Source organism: Streptomyces sp. NPDC047028 (genome assembly GCF_040644095.1).
Lineage (GTDB): Bacteria > Actinomycetota > Actinomycetes > Streptomycetales > Streptomycetaceae > Streptomyces.
On the sequence record NZ_JBEYVS010000035.1, the window covers coordinates 60902 to 79482 of the forward strand.

Below are 18581 nucleotides of genomic sequence, written 5' to 3' on the forward strand. Positions count from 1 at the left end.
GGCCGTTTTCCGGTCAGGCTCATTTCTGATGCTGCGCCGTATAGACGGTCGCGGTCATCGGCGCCGTCACGGGGCCCGTACCGAGGCGGTCCGTCATCTCCCGCGTGACGGCGGCCCAAAGGGCCTGTGCGTCTTCGCGGGCCTGCACGGCGGCGCTCACCGGGTGCCGGTGATGAACCCGGTGGCGACGGAGGCCGCCGACTCCGCGACGCCCTCCAGCGTGAGTTCCTCGGCCGTGGACAGGGTCAGTCCGGCGGCCGCGAGGTCTGCGGCGACCACGGTTGGATCGGTGTAGCCGTGCGGCACGTCCTTGAGGAACGGGGGCGCTCCGTCGGGCATGGCATGTTCCAGGGCAGCCTGGAAAGCCGCCCCGAAACCGTGCGAGGCCAGCGGGCCCCAGCTGTTGAACAAGAACTGCCCGTGCGGGGCCAGGACCCGGCGTACCTCGCTGTAGGCGGCGGGCCTGTCGGGGAAGAAAATCACCCCGAATTGGCACAGAACGAGGTCGAAGCCGGCGTCCTCGAAAGGCAGGTCCTGGGCGTCCGTCTGCCGCCAGTGCGCGCGGCTCCCGTGCCGATCCGGCGGCGACCATCGCGTCGTTGAGGTCTGTTGCCACCACCGAGGCCGTGGGCACCGCGGTGAGCAGGGCCGAGGTCAGCACTCCGGTTCCGGCGGCGAGCTCCAGAATCCGGCGGGCGCGCGACGCATCCGCTCGGGCGCCCAGGTCGGCGGCGAAGGGGCGGAAAAAGACGGGCACGAGGTGGCGTTCGTAGGCCTCGGGCATTGCCTGTGTCCACCGCCGGTTCGCATCGTCCGCGCTCACGTGACAGACCCTAGACCCGAGGAGGGCTCGACCGCCGCCTCGGCCTGCGGCTTCGTGTCGGGGCCAGTAAGCGAGAGGGCGGGGGAGTGGCCCACCGGTCTCTTCCGGCGTCGTACGGGATTGTGCCTGGTGCGAATTCGACATGGGCGGCGAAGTGGTATATCAGACTTCCAGAGTACTAATTAATCCAGCCAATTACGAAACGCGACAAATTGGATCATCTGTGCTGCGGGGCTGGAGTTGCCGGAGGATCGCGGGTATAAAGTTGCACCTGAAGTGCACATACGCTGTGTAGGTGGCGGCTGTGTCCACCCGTCCGTGTCGGCCTCATGTGAGGGCACACGCCTGCTTGACAAGGACTCCCTCGTGCGACTGCATCCCGGTGAGAACCGTCAGCTTCTCGTGCCAGGCAGGTGCCTGACGGATGGCGTTCGCCGGTGGGCACACCGCGCCTCGGGAGCCTGTTGCTCCGCCTCCCTTCCCCCGCAAGAGCCCGGTGGCGAACCGCTTGAGCTTTCAAAAAGCGAAAATCGAGCTCTGGTGGCCCTGGGGCGGGCCGGCTCGGATCCTGGTTGCTCCTGCCGGATGTGGAGTCATCGCTGCGTCGTTCAATGTGGTGACCGGCATAGTGGGAAAGGCTCATGAGCAACACCAGAGATGTGCGGTCTTCTGATATAGCCGGCACGACTGAGCAGATCATCGCTCACCAGCCGTTGTCTCAGGATTCCTGTGCGCGAACGTCGACGTGCGTGACGCGTGATCTGGCCCGCAGTAGATTGATTCCGCCCTCGCTCACGGACCGGGGAAACGCTGAGCTATTTGTTCAGCTGTACGGTGACCGATTTCGGCATGTGGAAGGGCTGGGGTGGTTCTGCTGGGACGGATACCGGTGGAATCAGGGTGGCGGGGTCGCTGCTCTCTGGGCTGCGGGTGAAATGGCCGAGAAGATTCCACCGAGTGATCCGATGCGTTACTTCTCGGAATGCGATCTCCGTCGTCACAAGCGGCGCACTCTGTCCACAGCCGGTCTGAAAGCACTGCTGGTTCAGGCCGAGGCGTCCGCGGACATGTCCATCGCGCCGGACATGCTGGACGGTGACCCGTATGCCTTGTGCACCCCAGCCGGCGTGGTGGAACTGCGGACCGGGCGGCTGCGGAACGCCGATCCCGCTCGCGACCTCCACTCACGGGCCACGAGCGTGGCTCCAGAGGAAATCGATACTCCGCGCTGGCATCGATTTATGTCGGAAACCTTTGGGGAGAACCCGGAGGGCAAGAAGATGACAGACTTTCTTCATCTTCTGCTCGGTTATTCGATCACGGGTGATGTGAGCGCACAGGTTCTTCCTTTTCTGTTCGGCGAGGGGAAGAATGGAAAATCTGTACTGCTGGACGCGATGATCCAGATACTGGGCGATTATGCCGATGTTGCGCCCCCCGGATTTCTGATGGACAGGGGATCTCTTTCCGGGCATTCCACCGGGCTTACCGAGCTGCACGGGAGACGACTGGTGGTGTGCAGCGAGTTGAAGCCCCAGGACAAGTTCGACGAGGCCCGAGTCCGTCTGCTGACGGGAGGGGAAAGGATCAAGGCCCGGCGTATCAGGCAGGGCTACATCTCGTTCACGCCCACTCATCATCTCTGGTTGGTCGGAAACCACCAGCCGGAGGTATTGACGGGCGGCTTTTCCTTCTGGCGACGCATCCGCCTCATTCCGTTCGAGCGGGTGGTGCCGGACGTGAACAAGATCGACAACCTGGCATTCGAGTTGGTTCGTGAGGAAGGGCCCGGGATCCTGCACTGGCTGATCGAGGGGGCTCGCCGCTACCTCAGGACCCGGGACTCGCTGACCGGTCCGGACAGAGTGCGCATCGCGACGAACACGTACGCCACGACCGAGGACCACGTCGGCCGGTTTCTTGCCCAGCGCTGTACTCGGGACGCGCGGCGCCGGCTGGGTCTGCGAGTCGAGCAGAGGAGTCTCTACGCGGCTTACCGGGCATGGTGCAGCGGGGAGGAGAGCGTGGGGCCCGTCGACTCGCGGGCCTTCGCGGCGCGAGTGCGTCACGATATCGGCCTCATGTCGCCGACAGAGATGATCAAATCCAACGGGCGCAAATACTATCCGCATATCGCTCTGACGGACGGCTAGTGATCCGGGACGGCATCGGGAACCACCAGGGAATCCTGAGCAGAGGCCGGCGCCGCCCGAGGAAGAGGCCGAGCCGATGAGTTCACTGCTGACGGACAGCGATCTCGTCAACGAGGAACGACCGGTGTGGCCGGAAGCCCCTGACACCCTCGACTATGTCCGTCAGGCTCTCGACGAGGCCCCCTGGCGGCGGAGCAAGCCCCACTACGCCCGGGCAGGCCGCATGGTGGGGTACACCGAACTCAATGACCGGGCACGCCCGGATCCCGACAGTGCCTGTACCGGCGGCTCGTCTTCTTTTTCTTTCTGCCGCCCCATGATCGCGACAGCTTCCCGGACGGCGTGGACAAGGAGGGCGCGCCGGGGGGAGGCCGTGGATCCTCGGACGATCTCGCAAAAGCCCGGGGCCAAGGCACCGCGCTCCCGGCGGGGAACGGTGCGGCGTCTGCCGGCGCGGCGGGAACGCACCCCGCGTCACTGACGGCCGGACGCGTTCGCGTCCGTTGTCTCCAGCAGGATACGCAGGATCGATTCCATGGCGGTGCGTGCTTCGGCGGCGTCCATCCCCATCATCCGCCAGTGGTACCAGGCTCCCCAGGTCGTGGCGGTATGCATCGCGTCGATGAGCTGGGCTCTGCGTGGTTCGGTCACCGTGTCCAGCTCCAGGGCGAAAGCCTTGGCGAGATTCAGGCGTGCCAGGTCGAGGATTGCTCGTGTGGCTTCCTCGATGCGTTCCGAAGGGGGATCGATACGCATGACGGCCAGCCGCGCGGGCGTGAGCCACTCCAGGATCCTCGCGCGCTGTTCGACGAGAGCGGTGATGCGCTTCTCGCGTGGGCCGGTGTGCGGCAAAGGTTTCATCTGGTCGCTGAGTTGGCCGAGCCGTTGGGTAACGGCCGCATCCACGAGCTGCGGCATGTCGTCGAAGTGGTGGAAGACGAGCCGCCGGGAGACTCCGGCCCGCTCCGCGACCTTGTCGGCGGGCAGATGCGACTCTCCCTCATCGAGCAGAGAGAGCACGGCGTCAGCGATTTTCACCCGTGTCAGACGTCCTCGCTCCAGGCGTCCGTCCCGGGCGCCCGGCGTCTCATCGCGCACCTTGACCTCGATACATCAGCGACGTGCATGTCTCATACCGCATTGCCAGGACTCATAATATTGCACGGGGTGCGAAAAAGCCGAGGAGGGGGTGGTTTTACCCGGCGCCGGGGAGGGTTCTTTGCCCATGAAAGATCCGTCTTCCGGGTAAGGGGTGCATATGCCCGATCTTGTAGCCATCCTGCTGTGGCCCCTCGCCGTTGCTCTCGCGCTCGTCGCCGTGCAGCCGGTGGTGCGTTGCGGTAGTCGGTGTTCCGGGGAGAGCCCGCCGCCCCCGCCGGACCGGGAGAAACGCGTCCGCTCCACCGGCTGGTTCCGCCTGCCGCCCCGGGAGGAGGGGCGCCCGTGCCCCTGTCAGGGACGATCACCGGGAAGGCGCTTCCCTTTCGGGTGACTCCGGAGTGACGTGATCCTTACGAGTGCAGGTTCCCGTCCGGTCGCGGCTGGTCCGGGTCGGGCATCTCCTAGAGTCATGAGGAGCTTTTGGTCCGCGGTGATGAGCCTCCTGATCGTCGTCCTGGTCCCCCTCAGCACCGTTGCGCTGTGGACACAGCAGATCAGTGACACGGGACGCTACGTGGCCCTCATGGCACCGCTGGCGCATGACCAGGATGTGCAGGACGCCGTTGCCAAGCGGGTGACGCAGGAAGTGATCGCCCGCTCCCCCCGGCAGGCGTTCGCCTCCCCGGGAGACGCGGCAGCGCTCAGCCTGGGGGTGCGCTCCTTCACCCAGAGTTCCGGGTTTCCCGCCGCCTGGAACGCCGCGGTGCGAGCCACGCACGGCTTCGCGAAGCAGTCGCTGATCGGAAGCAGCGATGACGATTCCCTGGGGGTGGATCTCGGCCCCGTCATCTCGCAGGTGAAAAAGGGAATGGAAGCGGCGGGAGACACACGGGCGGCGCTCATACCCGACACGCACGCGCCGGTGAGGCTCCTGCAGGCCAACAGCCTTGAGGTGCTGCGCGGCAAGCTGCACGTGCTGTCCCTGCTCAGTATCTGGCTGCCCGTCGCCACACTGCTGCTGACGGCCGGCGCCATTGTGGTTTCGGACCGCCGTCTCCGGGCCGTGATGACCGTCGCGTTCAGTTATGCGATCGGCGGCCTGCTTCTCTGGGCGGGAGTGGCGATCTTCGGCAGGCTCATTGACAACGATCTCGGTCCCGGAGTCGACAAGCCCACGGCGAACACGGTGTACGAGCAGATCACCAGCCTCATGCAACTTCTGGCATATGTATGGACAGGGGCCGGGACTCTGATCGGCGTCGGAGCCTGGCTGATCCTCATCAGACGGGCCAGGGCCGCCGGTGTATTCGGTGGGATCCCGGGCCGGTCCGAGAGTGAATCGGGAGCCTGAGGACAGGAAATCAGCCTGAGTGAAGGAAGGCGGAAACGGTCATGCTGGATTATCGAGTCTCCGAGGGCCCGGCGCAGTTGTCCGATGCCATGCTTGACTACTACCAGCACAAGATCATGAGCAACGAACACTGGCCGGTACTGTCCGGCGGACCTTCCGAGGCGGTGCTGTCCTGTCCGAACGGCTTTGTCTGTTTCGAGTTGACGCCGTCCATGTTCGAGGATCCGGTGCAATGCTGCATCGCGCTGTTTCACGCGTCCGGTGACATGCTGGCCGGGATGAGCTACACCGATCCCATCGTGGTGCCGTTCGGCCAGGATGACGATGCGGCCAGGTCCGTGCTGATCGATCTGGCGAATGCGCGGGAATGCCGGTTCGAAGTGTGGCTCTCAGAGATCGACCGTCCCATGGAAGCACCGGGATCCGCAGAAATGATCCTCTCGGTGTACGTCTGACGGTCATACACTGCATAGCATCGACAGGGGCCGCTGGAAGGCGGCGGTGGCATGACCGTATCACCGGAAATCGCGCTGCTGGGGGAGTACCTCGCGCGCGGGAATCTGCCGGCTGGACTCGTCGCAGAGGCGCAGAGCAGAGTGCGTCAGGAACCCGCGGGCGCGCTGCCGAGTGGTGAACTTGCCGCGTTCTTGGTGCTGCGAGCCATGACCGAGCATCAGTGGAGCAGCACGGATTTCACGCGCCCGCTCGACAACGCGGGTACCTGGCTCGCCAGTGAGACGCTGATGACGCGATACCCGCAGTTCACGTATCAGCTGGAGACCACGCTCGAGGCCCTGGGTAATCTGGCGAGCAAACGTGGCGCCGTGGACGGCGCGATGGATGAGCTGGAGAATCTGGACGGCTACTTCAGCACGCTGCGTGAAACCGTCGGTGGCATGCCCCCCGGCGAGTGGCCGGCCCTGTGGTCGTTCCGGAGTGCGATCCGGGTACCCCCCGGTCTCTTCTGCGCACTCCTGGGGATCGGTTCGGACGCCCTCCGTGCCGCGGTCGCCGCACTCGTCGAAGCGGACCTCAGGTATGCCGGGGGGCAGAGTGTTCAGGACGTGCTGGAGCAGGCGCGAAGGGCGCATGTCGCGGAGGACGCTCCTGGTGTGAGCCTGGACGTCACCGAGCAGGTGGCGCGGGCCGTGCTGCTGGGGGAGTGGGAGGCCGAGGCATTCACCGATCCGCTGGGCAGCGCCGAGAACTGGGCCGACAGCCGGGTCGTGCAGCGGGCGCTCCCCGATTTTCACCGGGAGGTCGTCCAACTGCTCCAAGCCAGAGTCCGCCGCGATTCCACGTTCACCGGGACCTCCTCGTACCCCGAGGCCGTCCTCTCATTGGCACGCTATCTGTCGAGGATCGCCCGGACCCTCATGGTGATGGAGGAAGGCTGGCCCGAGGCGTGGGCGGTGCGAGGGAAGCTGCCGGTGCACGGTCCGGCAGCAGTCGTGGCGATGATCGATGAGGGCCTCGTCCGGCTGCGGAGCGATCTGGGGTCCGCGCCGAGTGGCCTTCCGCAGGGATTTCCCGCCCCGACGCTGACGTCGGGCCGGCTCGACGCGCCCCGTTCGGCCGGGCGCCCGGGTACTGTTCCGCCGGCCGTGTCGCACTTCCCCAGCTGGCAGAACGTGCGGGGTTTCGCGCACTCGCTGGCAGCCGACCCGACATCTGCGGAGGACCTGGTCACACCACTCGCCCATCTGGAGAGGTGGCGCGGAAGTGCGACGCTGCGAGAGGAGTATCCCGAGTTCGTGTCCTTTGCCGACGACATCCACCGGTTCGGCACGCCGGTCGACGGCCGCACCGCGAGGGATGCCAAGGCCGCACAGAAATACGGGGACGCACTCGGAGCATTCGCGGAAGCGCTGCGCTATCTGCGACGCACCATGGGGATACTGGGCCGGTTCTGGCCCGACGAGTGGTGGTCGCCGGACATGCAGGCGCCGGCCGACTCGCCCGAGGTCGTCCAGGTCCTGCTGGAGGCGGGGGAGGCGGAGACGGAGGCGCGGCTCGGCGTCTGGAGACGGGAGGACTCCACGCGGCAGGCCCCGGCCCGGACCGGGCGTCTGTCGGCGCCTCTCAACCGATTCCGGGGGCGGCCGGGCGCATAGGCGTACGCGGGGAAGGCCACCCCGTACCAGGGCTGCGGTTCCTCGTCCGTCACACCTCGGGACCGATTAGCTGGGCGTTCGGCTGCTCGCTCGCGAGGTCCATGGCGGGGCGGCGTGCCCCTGGAGCCACTGTCTCCTGCCACACCTGGCGTCCCGAGAGGACCGCTGCCGTGATGAGTAGCCCGTTGCGGCAGACGAGCAGAGATATGCCGATCCAGTCGCTGTCCACCACATGCCCGAACCAGACGGGGAACTCCAGGGTGGTGAGCGCGGTGGCCAGGAGGATCAGGACGGCGGGCCGAAGCATGGCCGGTCGCGGAAGGATCAGGCACACCGCGACGACGCCGATGAGCCAGAGCAGGTACTGCGGGCTGATGACCCGGCTCGTCAGAATGAACAGCAGCACGGCCGTCAATGTGGAGTGAGGCAGGGTGGCGGCGGAGTACACGCGAGCCCTGAGACGTCCGACAGCCAGCCATGCCGTACAGGCGACGGTCATCGCCACAGAGGCCATGCTGACCAGCTCCACATAAGGACCCATGAACTCCATGCAGCCGTAGTTCGGCTGGACTCCGCCCGACCAGCCCAGATGCCGGGCCACATGGAAGACGAGGGCGCCCACCGATTCGATCTCCATACCCCGCCGGCGCTGGTACCCCAGGAAGGCCAGGGCACCGGGCATCAGCAGCGTGAACAGCAGGGTGAGTGCGGCCATGACGACTGCCGCACTCACCCAGGCCAGGCGGGCACAACGGCCCCGCCTGATGCCCAGCAGGAGCAGCAGCGGCCATCCCTTCAACAGGGCGCCCAGGCCGGCCGCCGCACCGAGGAGGCGCGGACGGCCCACGCCCACGAGCAGCGCCGCCACCACCACGGCGGTCACCAACAGGTCGTATCTGGCATAGGCCGTCGGGCCGAGCAGGGGCACCCCGACGACCCAGAACCAGGCTCCGGTCGTGCGTGTCGTGCCGTCCTCGCCCGCGGCGCCGGGGGGTGACGCGAGGGAACCCTTGCGCCAGGGCTGACCCGCGCGCAGCAGCAGGAGCAGAACGCACGCGTCGGCCAGGATCAGGATGAGCACAAAGGCCGCCGCGTAGCCCAGGAGTGGCAGCAAAGGGGCGGGAGCGAGCACGGCGATGGCAGCGGCGGGCGGATACTGCCAGGTCACGTCACCGACGGGGAATCTGCCGGTGGCCAGCACGTCGTACCAGTTCGGATAGACGGTCCACAGGTCCGCTGCCGCGTCGGGACCCGGGAACGGCAGCACCGCGAACACGCTCAGCAGGAGCACCGTACGGCTGGCGGTCCAGGCGAGGAGGGGCCATCCCACATGCCGTCCGGTGCTGCTCGCCATCCCTACCACCCCTCGGGTCCACGGCTGCCGTTCGAGCGTGGTGTGCTCTGGTGCGCGAGATCACCGGCAGGTCAGTGATCTTGAGCACAAGATAGCGGCGCTCGTCCGCTCCGGCAGCTTGGCGCTTTGCGGGTGAGCGGGGCCGGGCGGTACGGGGGGGTGACTTTAAGTCCGAAGAGTTTTCACGGATGACGGCGCCGCTGTCACCCGAACGGCCGGGTGAACTCGCAGACATGCTGCCATTCGGGTCATGGTTCCTGAGAAACCAGTCGTCGGGGGTACGTCTCAGGGAGCCAGTCATGCGAATGGTCCGGATGATGGTGGCAACGGCGATGGTGCTTGCCTCTGGACTCGCTGCGCAATCGGCCCGAGCGGCCGACCGGATTCAGCTGGATCCGGCCGTGGTGTTCATTCCCCCGGGGCAGACGACCTGTCAAAGCGGATTCTTGTGTCTCTTCCGGGACGCGCTCTGGAGGGGCGGTGGATACGCCATCGAGGACGGACACGAATTGAACGATCTCGGTGCGCTCGGCTTCAACGACGAGATGTCGTCCTGGATCAATGCCACGAGTAGTACGCGGTTTTGCTGGCAGCCGGACACAAACTACGACGGGATAGCCCACTTCATGGACCCGAACACCGCCGTCGGGCTGGTGCTGCCCGCGGAGAACGACACCGCGTCGTCCATACAGCTCTGCTGACCGCCGGTGGTGGCGGCTCCGCCGGTGTCTCACCCGCCGACGGAGCCGCCACGGCAGAACGAGCCCGGTCGCCCGCCGGCATCACGAGCCGGCCAGGACCGCGATCAGGTCGTCGTACCTGTTGTGAGAGCGCTCGGGCGCACCTCTTCTGATGACCAGTCCCGAGTCGGGGTCGTCGATCACTACCTGGGCGAAGTCTGAGGTCTCGGCAGTCACGTAGACCACGACGCCACCGCACAATTTGCCGCGGTGTGCATAGGTCACCCGAGTGCCCGGAGTTATCTCTTTTCCGAACCTGTCCACGGCTTTCATTCGCATGGGCCTATCGTGAGAGGAGTTGACTGTGACAGGGCAGAGATGTTCGCGTCCGGTTAACTCCCTCAAACTCTCCAGGTCTTCGTCCGCAGCCCCTCCCATAGCTGCTTCGAAGCGGTCCATGTGGTGCCGTGGAGGTGATTTCATCTTCGCTTTCATTCGTCTGATAGTTGCTCTGCTGGTGTGTTCAGTGACGCTCGTCGCGGTGGTGGTGGCCTACCTTCTTATGACGGCCCGGCTGCAGCCCGAGGCGCTCGCCAGTGAATTCAGCGCGGGTGTGAGCCGTGTATCTCAGCACGTGTACGCGCGGGTAGCCGTGGTGGGTGGTCAGGCCCAGGACGGCGTTCGGGACATGTGCGGAGAGGTCAACGACTTTTTCTTCCCGCCCGATACGTACGAGGTCTACAACGGAAAGTGACGAGTCCGGCCTCTCTGTGACTGACGAAAACGGAGAAGTTGGCCCATCCGGTTCCATCCATCCCAAACTATTGACACTGCCAGTGTCAATAGTTTGGGATGGATGGAACCGGTGCGTCCGGCGCGCCACTCATCGCCAGCACGGAACAGGACAAGCTTGATGACCTCATGGACCTCTGAGCGGCGCGGCCGCCTCGCGATTCTCACTTTCTCGCGCCCGCCTCAGAACCTCATGGATCTGGCCTCCATGGCCGAACTGGCCGGACTGCTGCGGAGCCTCTCGGAGCAGACGGACCAGGTGAGCGCCGTCATGCTGACCAGTGATGCGGACGGAATCTTCATCAAGCATGCCGACCTGGATGATCTCGCGCGGGGAGCGCGAGGCGAACTCACGGACGAAGAGCGCGGTGCCTGGGGTACCGCCCTGCGTCTGCTGGAGGAGATTCCGCAGCCCACCATCGCGGCCATCGACGGCCAGGCCTGGGGAGGCGGGCTGGAGACGGCTCTGGCCTGCACCCTCCGGATCGCCTCCCGGCGCTCGCACTTCTGTCAGCCGGAGATCCTCAACGGGCTGATCCCGGGTGGAGGCGGTACCCAGCGGCTGCCACGCATCGTCGGCATGACCCGCGCGGCGCACATGATCCTTTCCGGGCGCATCATCCAGGCCGAGGAGGCATATGAGGCCGGCCTGCTCAACGCCGTTCTGGAAACCGGGGGGTTTGCGCTCTCCGCTCCACAGTGGGCGGCCCAGATCGTGGCGCAGAGTCCGACAGCCCTCTTCGCGGCAAAGCGGGCGCTCATGCAGGGGCGCGGACTCGATCTGGAACAGGGACTCGCGCTGGAACGCCAGCAGTTCCAGCAGACTCTCGCGACAAGCTCGGTCAGTCGTCGCCCGTAACGCGCGCCCCCGGTGCGAATCGGGCTATGCAAAAAGGGCAGATTATGTCGGATTATCTGCCCGTAAGTCTGCATGGCCCGCCCTCATGATCCATCAAACACTGGGAGATGCTGAGACCTGCGGTGAGCGACGGCAAGCAGCCTGGTCCCATTGAGGAGGTGGGCCGTGACAGAGGCCACGGAGCTGGTCGCGGGCCTGCTCGAGAGCCCGGTCCGGCGCTTTTGCGCCGACAACGAGCCCACCCCTCAAACGGTGGACTACCTCGCAGCGAGGTACGACGATCTCGGGCAGGGCCCCATCGGCGTCATCACCACGATCGAGAGTGGCCGGGGCGAACTCGCTCCGCAGGAGGTTCAGGAGCGGCTCACGGAAGTCGCGCAGGAATCCGCCGAGAGTGTCGCAGCGGTGATGGATGAGGAGGAGGACTGGGCGGCAAGACTGGCGCGCAAGGCGGCCGAAATAGCGGATGACGAGTCCGGCGCGCTGTCGGAGAGCCCCACGAAGGACCAACTCCTCCGGCGGGAGGCCCGGATTCTTGAAATGTTCGTGGATGAGGTGCTGCCCGACTGAGACAACCGCCTCCCCCGGGCGGCTCACAGGCAAGCGGCTCTTGTGAGGACGTGCCGACATGAGCGAAGCAGGTGAGGGACCCCAGACCGGAGACCTTGAGCGCAAGGCCTCCGACACCCGGCTTCTGCGCTCCCGGACCTACGCCGAGAGTGATCCCGCACGGCAGATCCGCGAAGCACGGATGCGCGAGGAGGAGATCGTCAGGATCTCTTTCCAGAAGCTCAAGGACTGGTGGTGGGCGCAACAGTCCTCCGACGGCGCACGGGTCTCTCTGGCTGCGGTTCAGCGAACGGAGATGTACGGATCCGTCGTGCGCTCGTTGTCGCGGCTGGCGGAGGCGGAAGTATCCGAGCCCGCCGTCCAGGAAGCCGCTGTCCGGGTGCTGGAGGAGGCGAACCGTGACGTCCTCAAGGCACTGCGTGACATCGACAAGACCTGCCAGTCGCACATCATCCGGCACGAGCGGGCCCTGAAACTTTTCTTCCGGCTGTCCCAGCAAGAGTTCCTGCGGTCGACGGCAACGCAGGAGGCCTACCTGACCCAGCGCCGTGTCATCACGGCGAACACACAGATCCTGATCGCGCTGCGCCAGAAATTGCGTCAGTCCGTCTCGGAACTCGAAAAGGCCGACCGCCGCTCGCGGGCAGGAGGCCGGGCCGACCGCCGGATCAGAGAACTCGACCGGGCCGCGAAAGAAGCCTCGAACGCGATAAAAGCCATTGGCACGCAACTCGGCGACGTGACCAGCAGCACCTCGGCAGGCCTTGCCACAGTGAAGGTGGACATCTACGCGCAGGCCCTGAAGGCCTACGTCTCACAGCATCGCACCGAGCGGCTGAAAACCTTGAAGAAGGTCGATGACCTCTCCGGTTTCCTCTCTCGCAACACACTCGCGCTGGCCCCTATCGGGATCAGCTGGCTGGCTCAAGTGGTGGAGACGGTACGGGCCACGGCCGTTTACGGAACCCGGGATGCCCTCATCGAGCAGGGGCGCAAGGAGGCTGAGGAAGGAGAGTTCTTCGGCGAGGTGTTCGCCGAATACTCCAAGGACCCCCTGCTCATGGCCACGGCGCTCGCGGAGCAGGCGCAGAAGAACATAGGGCTGCTCATGACCTGGCTGGGCATCCCGGCCGGAGCCGTGGGCGGCGGACTCGTCTGGCAAGTGCTCTCGAAGGTCGTCAGGGAGATCTGCTACGCGTACTTCGTTCGCAGGGTGGAGGCCGCACGCGCGGAGATCGCGAGTATTCCGCCACGGTCTGCCGGTTTCGCCCGCAAGGTGAGAGAGACCCTCGAGCACTTGGCGAAGGGTGTGGAGGCAGACCTCAGAGCGCAGTTGGAGTCCGGCGACCTCGTGGCGAAGATGGCCAAAACGTATGCGGCGGGCACGGTGTCGGAATCGTTCGCAGCCCAACTCGCTACCGCCATCGTGCGTCCCGTGGTGGACCTGGTGCTCAAGTGTCTGCCCATTACGCCGGCCCAGATCGTCACCGGTGACCAGCTGGCCGACTGGACTGCCGCCACCGAGACGGTGATGAGCATTCCCATGCGCTTTCTGTCCCGCCCCGCTCCCACGGTCGAGGAGAAGAGGGCACCACGGCGGCAGATACCCCAAGCCGAGCTGTGGGACTACTCGGAGACCGAGGAGATGTACGACTGGACCCTGGTGGAGTCCGACGAGGGGCAGAGCGCGGCGTCCCATGGAGTGGCATTCATAGCGCGCCAGCGTGTCTGCTTCGAGAGCAATCGGTTCGGTTTCAGGGTGTGGGCCGAAGGCGTGCGAAGCAGAGCCCCGGACTCGGACATCGTGTGGCGCTCCGTCGACCTGGTCCGGTTGGAGGCCGCCGAGAGCCCGGGGTGGCGGGAGCGGACGATCACCGGCGATGGATACACCGTGGGGCGACTCGACCGAAAGGTGCTGGGAACCTGGGCCCGCCTGCCCCTTAAGAATGTCTACGCCTTCGTACCGGTGAGCGGGGGGAACCCGGAGTTCGTCCGGGGGATCACCCGGACCCGGCTGGGCACCGTCGACTCCCTCTTCAGTTCCGTGCGGGGCGGAAAGCTCGCCTTCTGGGATCTGGGACCCAATCCCCCCGGATACACGGGTCCCGCCGAACCCGGCCCGACCGACAGGCGCAAGCACGAGGAGAAGAAGCTGCCGGTCGGGGACAAGCCGCCCCCACCGCCGTATGCCAGGCCGCAACCGAAAGGCGGTCCCGGGGAGACAAAGCAGTCCCCCTCCCAACGGACCGAGTCGTCTCCCGCACCCGGACAGTCTCAAGGACCGCCCGGCGCGCCCGCCTCACGCCGGCCGCCTCTCCGGGCAGGCGACACCTGCCGCTACAACCTCGTGGTCGCCCAGGTGGACAACCGTCCTCCTGACGCCGAAGGGCGACTGTATGTGCAGTTCCGTGTGGGAGGTGACGGCGGCATGCGCGTGTGGGGCTGGACCGCGCACACCGACGCCGAGGTCGTCTTCGACTGCCCCGACGAAGGGTCCCTGGACGACGCCGTCTGGGCCGGGCGAACGATGAGGACCGACGGATACCGGGACGGCAACGGGGAGACCGTACAGAACTTGGCGTGGCGCAACCCCTTCGCGAAGCCCGGCTATCTCGCCCTCACGACGCTGAGCGGAAGCGTCCGTACGTTGCTGCGTACTTCGGCCCGGACACGTTCCGGCCGCACTGTCCAACAGGAGCTGACAGAACTCGGGGCGGACATCTACCGCACTCCTCTTCAGGGAGGCTGACCCGTGTCGACGGCAACTCACAAAGAACCAGGAGAACAAGGCCTTTGGGCAAAAAAGCTCCGTGCCGACCGATTTCCGGGCAGCCACCAAACATCGGAGACCGCTACACGGTTCGACTCGGCAGTAGGAGGCGGACATGGCAACCCCCTCGCCCATGGAAGCCGGTCGTGAGCAGATTGCGGCGGCGCTCCTCGCCGTTCTCAAACCGCAGGTGTCGGCTCCGACCCCCGGTCAGCCGCAGCTCGGCAGGCCCCCACCGGAGTCGGAGTACCGCGACATCGAAAAAGTCAGAGAAGGCCTCTGGCGAGGCTTCCATACGAACGAAGGCGTCTGGAAATTCATATGGCATGCCGAGGACGGCCCCCCTGACGAGAGCACGCCGGGATGGTACGCACCCAAGCCGGGCACGGTCGCTCGCCTGGGCGTCACACCCTGGCAGGTACGCCGCACAGCCCAGGGAACATACGAATATTTCGATTCGTCCAAGAGTGGCGACGCGGTCCACCCAGATGAGGACAGGCAGGTATGGCTGACGGAAAATCAGTTCCGGGAACAGGCAGGCATACCGCTGCCGGTACCGGATGCTCCACCCGGCTGGTGGGTAAAGATCGTCGGCGACGAGCAGTGGGTGATCAGATCGGCGCATGCTCCGTCAGGCGGAACCGAGTTGACGGGCTGGCTTCCGGCAGAGGAGGCCACAAAAAAGATCAGGAGCGAGGAGTCGACAGTCGTCGAACTCCTGGCCGACGTCATCAGAATGTATCCCGAACTGGGCGAGGTGGCGCCGGAGAAATTCGAGGAGGCGCTGCGCGAGAAACTCGGCCCGTAGCGCCAGGCAAATACGGTTGGTCATCGATCTCTCTCCCGCCTAGGGTGGACCCGAAGAGCGTGTTACCTCAACCCCGGCAATGCGCCTACCGATTTACTAATGGGAGTTCGTCATGAGGCAGCGACAGTCGCGCATTTCACGTCTGAGGCAGTCGCGCACTTCACGGCTACCGGGGAATGCTGCCGCAGGGGATCGGCCGCCGCGCCGCAAGGGCGGCCTGCGCCGCATGGGAGAGTGGTGCGCCCGGCACTTCGTCGTCGTCATCGTGCTGTGGCTGGTCGCTCTGGCCGCTGCCTCCGTCCTGAATCACATGTACGGCGGAAAGTTCACCGACGACTACTCGCTGCCGAACACCCAGTCCCAGAACGGGCTGGACATCCTCAAGGCGCATGAGCCCGCGGCCGGCGGCTACTCCAGTCAGATCGTGCTGCACGACACGTCGAAGCCGCTGACCCAGCTGGGCAACGACGTCAACAGCACCGTCGACAGTCTGAAGAAGCTGCCGCATGTGCTGTCTGTGCAGAGCCCGCTTCCCCCGCCGGGCCAGACGGCACCGAGCCAGCCGCCGGGCACCCCCAACGTCGGGCCGCTCTCCTCCAATGGCGAGACCGGCTACATCACCGTCAGGTTCGACAAATCACCGTCCACCCTGGGCCATGGCTACCTGGACGGCGTGGACTCGGCCGTCAAGCCGCTGCGCTCCGCGGGTGTCCAGGTCGAGTACGGCGGCCCCCTCGGCGAACTCGCCCGTCCGCACGGCAACGACCGCATCAGCGAGGCCATCGGGTTCGGGGTGGCGATCGTGGTGCTGCTGGTCGGCTTCGGAAGCGTCCTTGCGGCCGTGCTTCCTCTGATCACCGCTCTGCTCGCCGTCCTCGGCGGCCTCGCCCTCCTCGGACTGCTCGCCGCCGCATGGACGTTCGGAACCGTTTCCCCGACCCTGGCCACCATGATCGGTCTGGGTGTCGGAATCGACTACGCCCTGTTCCTGATCACTCGTCACCGCCAGCACCTCATGGACGGCAAGGACCCGGTGCACGCCGCCGGGATGGCGGCGGCCACCAGCGGCAAGGCCGTTCTCGTGTCCGGAGTGACGGTCATCATCGCTCTGTCCGGTCTGTGGGTGTCGGGTCTGACGTTCATCGGCCTGCTGGGCATGGCGGCGGCCATCACCGTCGTCACCGCCGTCCTCGGGGCGCTCACCCTCGTACCCGCCCTCCTCGGACTGCTGGGCCGGCACATCGACAAACTGCGCGTGCGTAAACCGATCGCGGAGACGGACACCGAGCCCGGGCAGGAGGTGCACGGCGGGTGGCACCGCTACGCCATGCGGGTGGAACGCCGGCCCTGGGCGTTCCTCGTCGGCGGACTTGTCACCGTGGGTGTGCTTGCCATTCCGCTGTTCAGCATCCAGCTGGGGCACATCGGCGACGGCGCGGATCCCACCTCGTTCACCGACCGCAAGGCCTATGACCTGATGTCAACAGCCTTCGGACCCGGTTCCAACGGTCCGATGACCATCGTCATCGATCAGTCTCGTGTCCCCCAGTCGGACAGGGCAGCGCTTGACAGCCAGGCGCAGAAGGCGCTGACGGACGTTCCCAACGCGGCCTTGATCACCCCCCTGAAGACCAGCAGTGACGGGCAAGTCCTGATCGCCACCGCCTACTCGACGAAGGCGCCGCAGGATCAGAAGACGACCGAGCTGCACAATCACCTGTCCGACGACGTGCTGCCCCAGGCGGTGAAGGGAACCGCCGCGAAGGGGTACGTGACCGGTACCACCGCTGCCCAGGTCGACTTCCTCGACATCGTCTCCAGCAGGCTGGTCTCCATCATCGCTGTCGTCGTCGCCCTCGCCTTCCTGACCATCCTGATCGTCTTCCGCGGTGTCCTGGTCGCGTTGAAGGCCGCGGTGCTCAACATCGTCTCCATCGCGGCTTCCTACGGCGTCGTCGTGGCCGTCTTCCAGTGGGGCTGGGGCGGCCCCGCGCTCGGTGTCTCGGGGACCGTGCCCATCGAGAGCTACGTACCGATGATGATGTTCGCCATCGTCTTCGGGCTCAGCATGGACTACGAGGTGTTTCTGCTCTCCAGGGTCCATGAGGCCTGGCTGAGGACAGGTGATGCCAAGGCCAGCGTCGCCCATGCCCTGGAAATCACCGCACGCGTCATCACCTGCGCCGCCCTCATCATGGTGAGTGTCTTCGCGGCCTTCATCCTCAACGACAACGTCGTGGTGAAGATGCTGGGGCTGGGACTGGCTGCCAGTGTGCTCATCGATGCGACTGTCGTGCGACTGCTGCTGGTGCCGGCGGCCATGACCCTGCTCGGCAATCACGCCTGGTGGACCCCGCAGTGGCTGGACCGGCTGCTGCCCCACGTCGACGCGGAGGGCACCCATGCGCAGGAGGCGGAGGAGGCGGAGGAGGCGGAGGAGCGCCCGGCCCCGGGGAAGGGCGTGTGATGGCCCTGTCTCGGGCCGACGTGCGAAGTCGCACGAGCTGTCCTTAACTGAGAACGGAAGTGGCACTGAGGTCTGCGGGCGCGCTTGCAGCACCTTCACCGGCCGAAACGGCCGGTGAAGGATCCGTACAACGCGAGGACGACCCACATGACTGCGATGTGCTTGCTTCGGGCAGCGGCCCTGGCCGCCACGACCGTCGTGGCGGCCGGCGGTACCGCGTCGGCGGCCAGCGTCAGCCCGAGCCCCGGGACGGCCACGCCAGGGCAGCAGATCGCCATCACGGCGACCGGCTGCACCGGAGGCAGCGGAACAGCCTCCTCGCTGATCTTCGCCAGCCCCGTGCCCCTGTCGGGCAGCGACGGAACCTTCACCGGCACCGCGACCGTCTCCCAGGGGGCGACCACCGGTGACTACATGATCACAGTGCTATGCGACGCCAACAGCACGGCCGAGGCCATGGCGACGGCCACCGTCATCGCGTCCACCGCCCCCAGCGGCGCCCCGTCCGGCAGCAAAGCGCCCTCGTCGGCCTCGGCGCCCGCCAGTGTCTCGGCCACGGTTTCCGTTACCGGCGGCGTCGTGAGCGTTACGGCGCCGCCGGTGGCGAGCACTCCCTCGGGTGGTGCGGCGGCGGGTGACGGAGTGAGTCAGTCGGGTGGGTTTTCGCTGGCGGTGTTGTTGGGGTCGTTGGGTGTGGCGGCGTCGGTGATCGGGTTGCTGGTGTTCCCGAAGCCGCGTG

Annotated in this window: 17 protein-coding genes and 1 pseudogene; 12 read left to right on the plus strand and 6 right to left on the minus strand. The window is 66.1% G+C overall.

The window, feature by feature from the left end; genetic code table 11:
- Positions 1–156 precede the first annotated feature (156 nt).
- Positions 157–531 carry a methyltransferase domain-containing protein gene (locus ABZ854_RS27600; RefSeq protein WP_361215684.1) on the minus strand — a complete coding sequence of 125 codons (375 nt, stop codon included), beginning with the start codon at positions 529–531 and terminating at the stop codon, positions 157–159.
- 933 nt (positions 532–1464) lie between these two features.
- Here ABZ854_RS27600 and ABZ854_RS27605 point away from each other — a divergent pair.
- Positions 1465–2976 carry a phage/plasmid primase, P4 family gene (locus ABZ854_RS27605; protein ID WP_361215633.1) on the plus strand — a complete coding sequence of 504 codons (1512 nt, stop codon included), beginning with the start codon at positions 1465–1467 and terminating at the stop codon, positions 2974–2976.
- A 76-nt stretch (positions 2977–3052) separates the two neighbouring features.
- Positions 3053–3403 (plus strand): annotated as a pseudogene (locus ABZ854_RS27610) (DUF6009 family protein); the annotation flags it as partial.
- A 47-nt stretch (positions 3404–3450) separates the two neighbouring features.
- On the opposite strand, the gene ABZ854_RS27615 reads toward ABZ854_RS27610, so the two are convergent.
- Positions 3451–4074, minus strand: a complete 624-nt coding sequence (locus tag ABZ854_RS27615; RefSeq protein ID WP_361215636.1) for a TetR/AcrR family transcriptional regulator — start codon at positions 4072–4074, stop codon at positions 3451–3453.
- Between the two features lie 496 nt (positions 4075–4570).
- Here ABZ854_RS27615 and ABZ854_RS27620 point away from each other — a divergent pair, with 496 nt between their 5' ends.
- The 3 genes from ABZ854_RS27620 to ABZ854_RS27630 are packed head-to-tail and all read left to right on the plus strand — an operon-like array spanning position 4571 to position 7542.
- Positions 4571–5428, plus strand: coding sequence for a hypothetical protein (locus tag ABZ854_RS27620; RefSeq protein ID WP_361215639.1), 858 nt, complete (start codon positions 4571–4573; stop codon positions 5426–5428).
- 41 nt (positions 5429–5469) lie between these two features.
- On the plus strand, positions 5470–5883 hold the full coding sequence (locus ABZ854_RS27625) for a hypothetical protein (protein WP_361215642.1): 414 nt from the start codon (positions 5470–5472) through the stop codon (positions 5881–5883).
- A gap of 51 nt (positions 5884–5934) precedes the next feature.
- A complete protein-coding gene (locus tag ABZ854_RS27630) occupies positions 5935–7542 on the plus strand; it encodes a hypothetical protein (protein ID WP_361215645.1) in 1608 nt (535 codons plus the stop codon).
- Between the two features lie 49 nt (positions 7543–7591).
- Here the strand turns inward: ABZ854_RS27630 and ABZ854_RS27635 are convergent, their stop codons facing one another.
- Entirely contained in the window at positions 7592–8896 is a 1305-nt protein-coding gene (locus ABZ854_RS27635; RefSeq protein ID WP_361215648.1) for a glycosyltransferase 87 family protein, read from the minus strand.
- Positions 8897–9195: 299 nt separating this feature from the next.
- On the opposite strand from ABZ854_RS27635, the gene ABZ854_RS27640 reads away from it, so the two are divergent.
- Positions 9196–9597 (plus strand): peptidase inhibitor family I36 protein, encoded by a 402-nt coding sequence (locus ABZ854_RS27640; RefSeq protein WP_361215651.1) that lies wholly within the window; start codon positions 9196–9198, stop codon positions 9595–9597.
- An 81-nt stretch (positions 9598–9678) separates the two neighbouring features.
- Here ABZ854_RS27640 and ABZ854_RS27645 read toward each other — a convergent pair whose 3' ends face one another.
- Positions 9679–10071 carry a hypothetical protein gene (locus ABZ854_RS27645; RefSeq protein WP_361215654.1) on the minus strand — a complete coding sequence of 131 codons (393 nt, stop codon included), beginning with the start codon at positions 10069–10071 and terminating at the stop codon, positions 9679–9681.
- 31 nt (positions 10072–10102) lie between these two features.
- Here ABZ854_RS27645 and ABZ854_RS27650 point away from each other — a divergent pair, with 31 nt between their 5' ends.
- The 6 genes from ABZ854_RS27650 (at position 10103) to ABZ854_RS27675 (ending at position 17842) form a co-directional block, all read left to right on the plus strand.
- On the plus strand, positions 10103–10330 hold the full coding sequence (locus ABZ854_RS27650; RefSeq protein WP_361215657.1) for a hypothetical protein: 228 nt from the start codon (positions 10103–10105) through the stop codon (positions 10328–10330).
- Positions 10331–10489: 159 nt separating this feature from the next.
- Positions 10490–11227: an enoyl-CoA hydratase/isomerase family protein gene (locus ABZ854_RS27655; RefSeq protein WP_361215660.1), complete on the plus strand. Its 738-nt coding sequence runs from the start codon at positions 10490–10492 to the stop codon at positions 11225–11227.
- Positions 11228–11392: 165 nt separating this feature from the next.
- Positions 11393–11797: a hypothetical protein gene (locus tag ABZ854_RS27660; RefSeq protein WP_361215663.1), complete on the plus strand. Its 405-nt coding sequence runs from the start codon at positions 11393–11395 to the stop codon at positions 11795–11797.
- A gap of 58 nt (positions 11798–11855) precedes the next feature.
- Entirely contained in the window at positions 11856–14546 is a 2691-nt protein-coding gene (locus ABZ854_RS27665; protein WP_361215666.1) for a proline-rich domain-containing protein, read from the plus strand.
- 136 nt (positions 14547–14682) lie between these two features.
- Positions 14683–15375: a hypothetical protein gene (locus ABZ854_RS27670; protein WP_361215669.1), complete on the plus strand. Its 693-nt coding sequence runs from the start codon at positions 14683–14685 to the stop codon at positions 15373–15375.
- Positions 15376–15601: 226 nt separating this feature from the next.
- A complete protein-coding gene (locus ABZ854_RS27675) occupies positions 15602–17842 on the plus strand; it encodes an MMPL family transporter (protein ID WP_361215670.1) in 2241 nt (746 codons plus the stop codon).
- A gap of 95 nt (positions 17843–17937) precedes the next feature.
- On the opposite strand, the gene ABZ854_RS27680 is transcribed toward ABZ854_RS27675, so the two are convergent.
- Both ABZ854_RS27680 and ABZ854_RS27685 read right to left on the minus strand, forming a co-directional pair.
- Positions 17938–18246 (minus strand): hypothetical protein, encoded by a 309-nt coding sequence (locus ABZ854_RS27680; RefSeq protein ID WP_361215673.1) that lies wholly within the window; start codon positions 18244–18246, stop codon positions 17938–17940.
- A gap of 6 nt (positions 18247–18252) precedes the next feature.
- Positions 18253–18453 carry a hypothetical protein gene (locus ABZ854_RS27685; protein ID WP_361215676.1) on the minus strand — a complete coding sequence of 67 codons (201 nt, stop codon included), beginning with the start codon at positions 18451–18453 and terminating at the stop codon, positions 18253–18255.
- Positions 18454–18581: the final 128 nt, after the last annotated feature.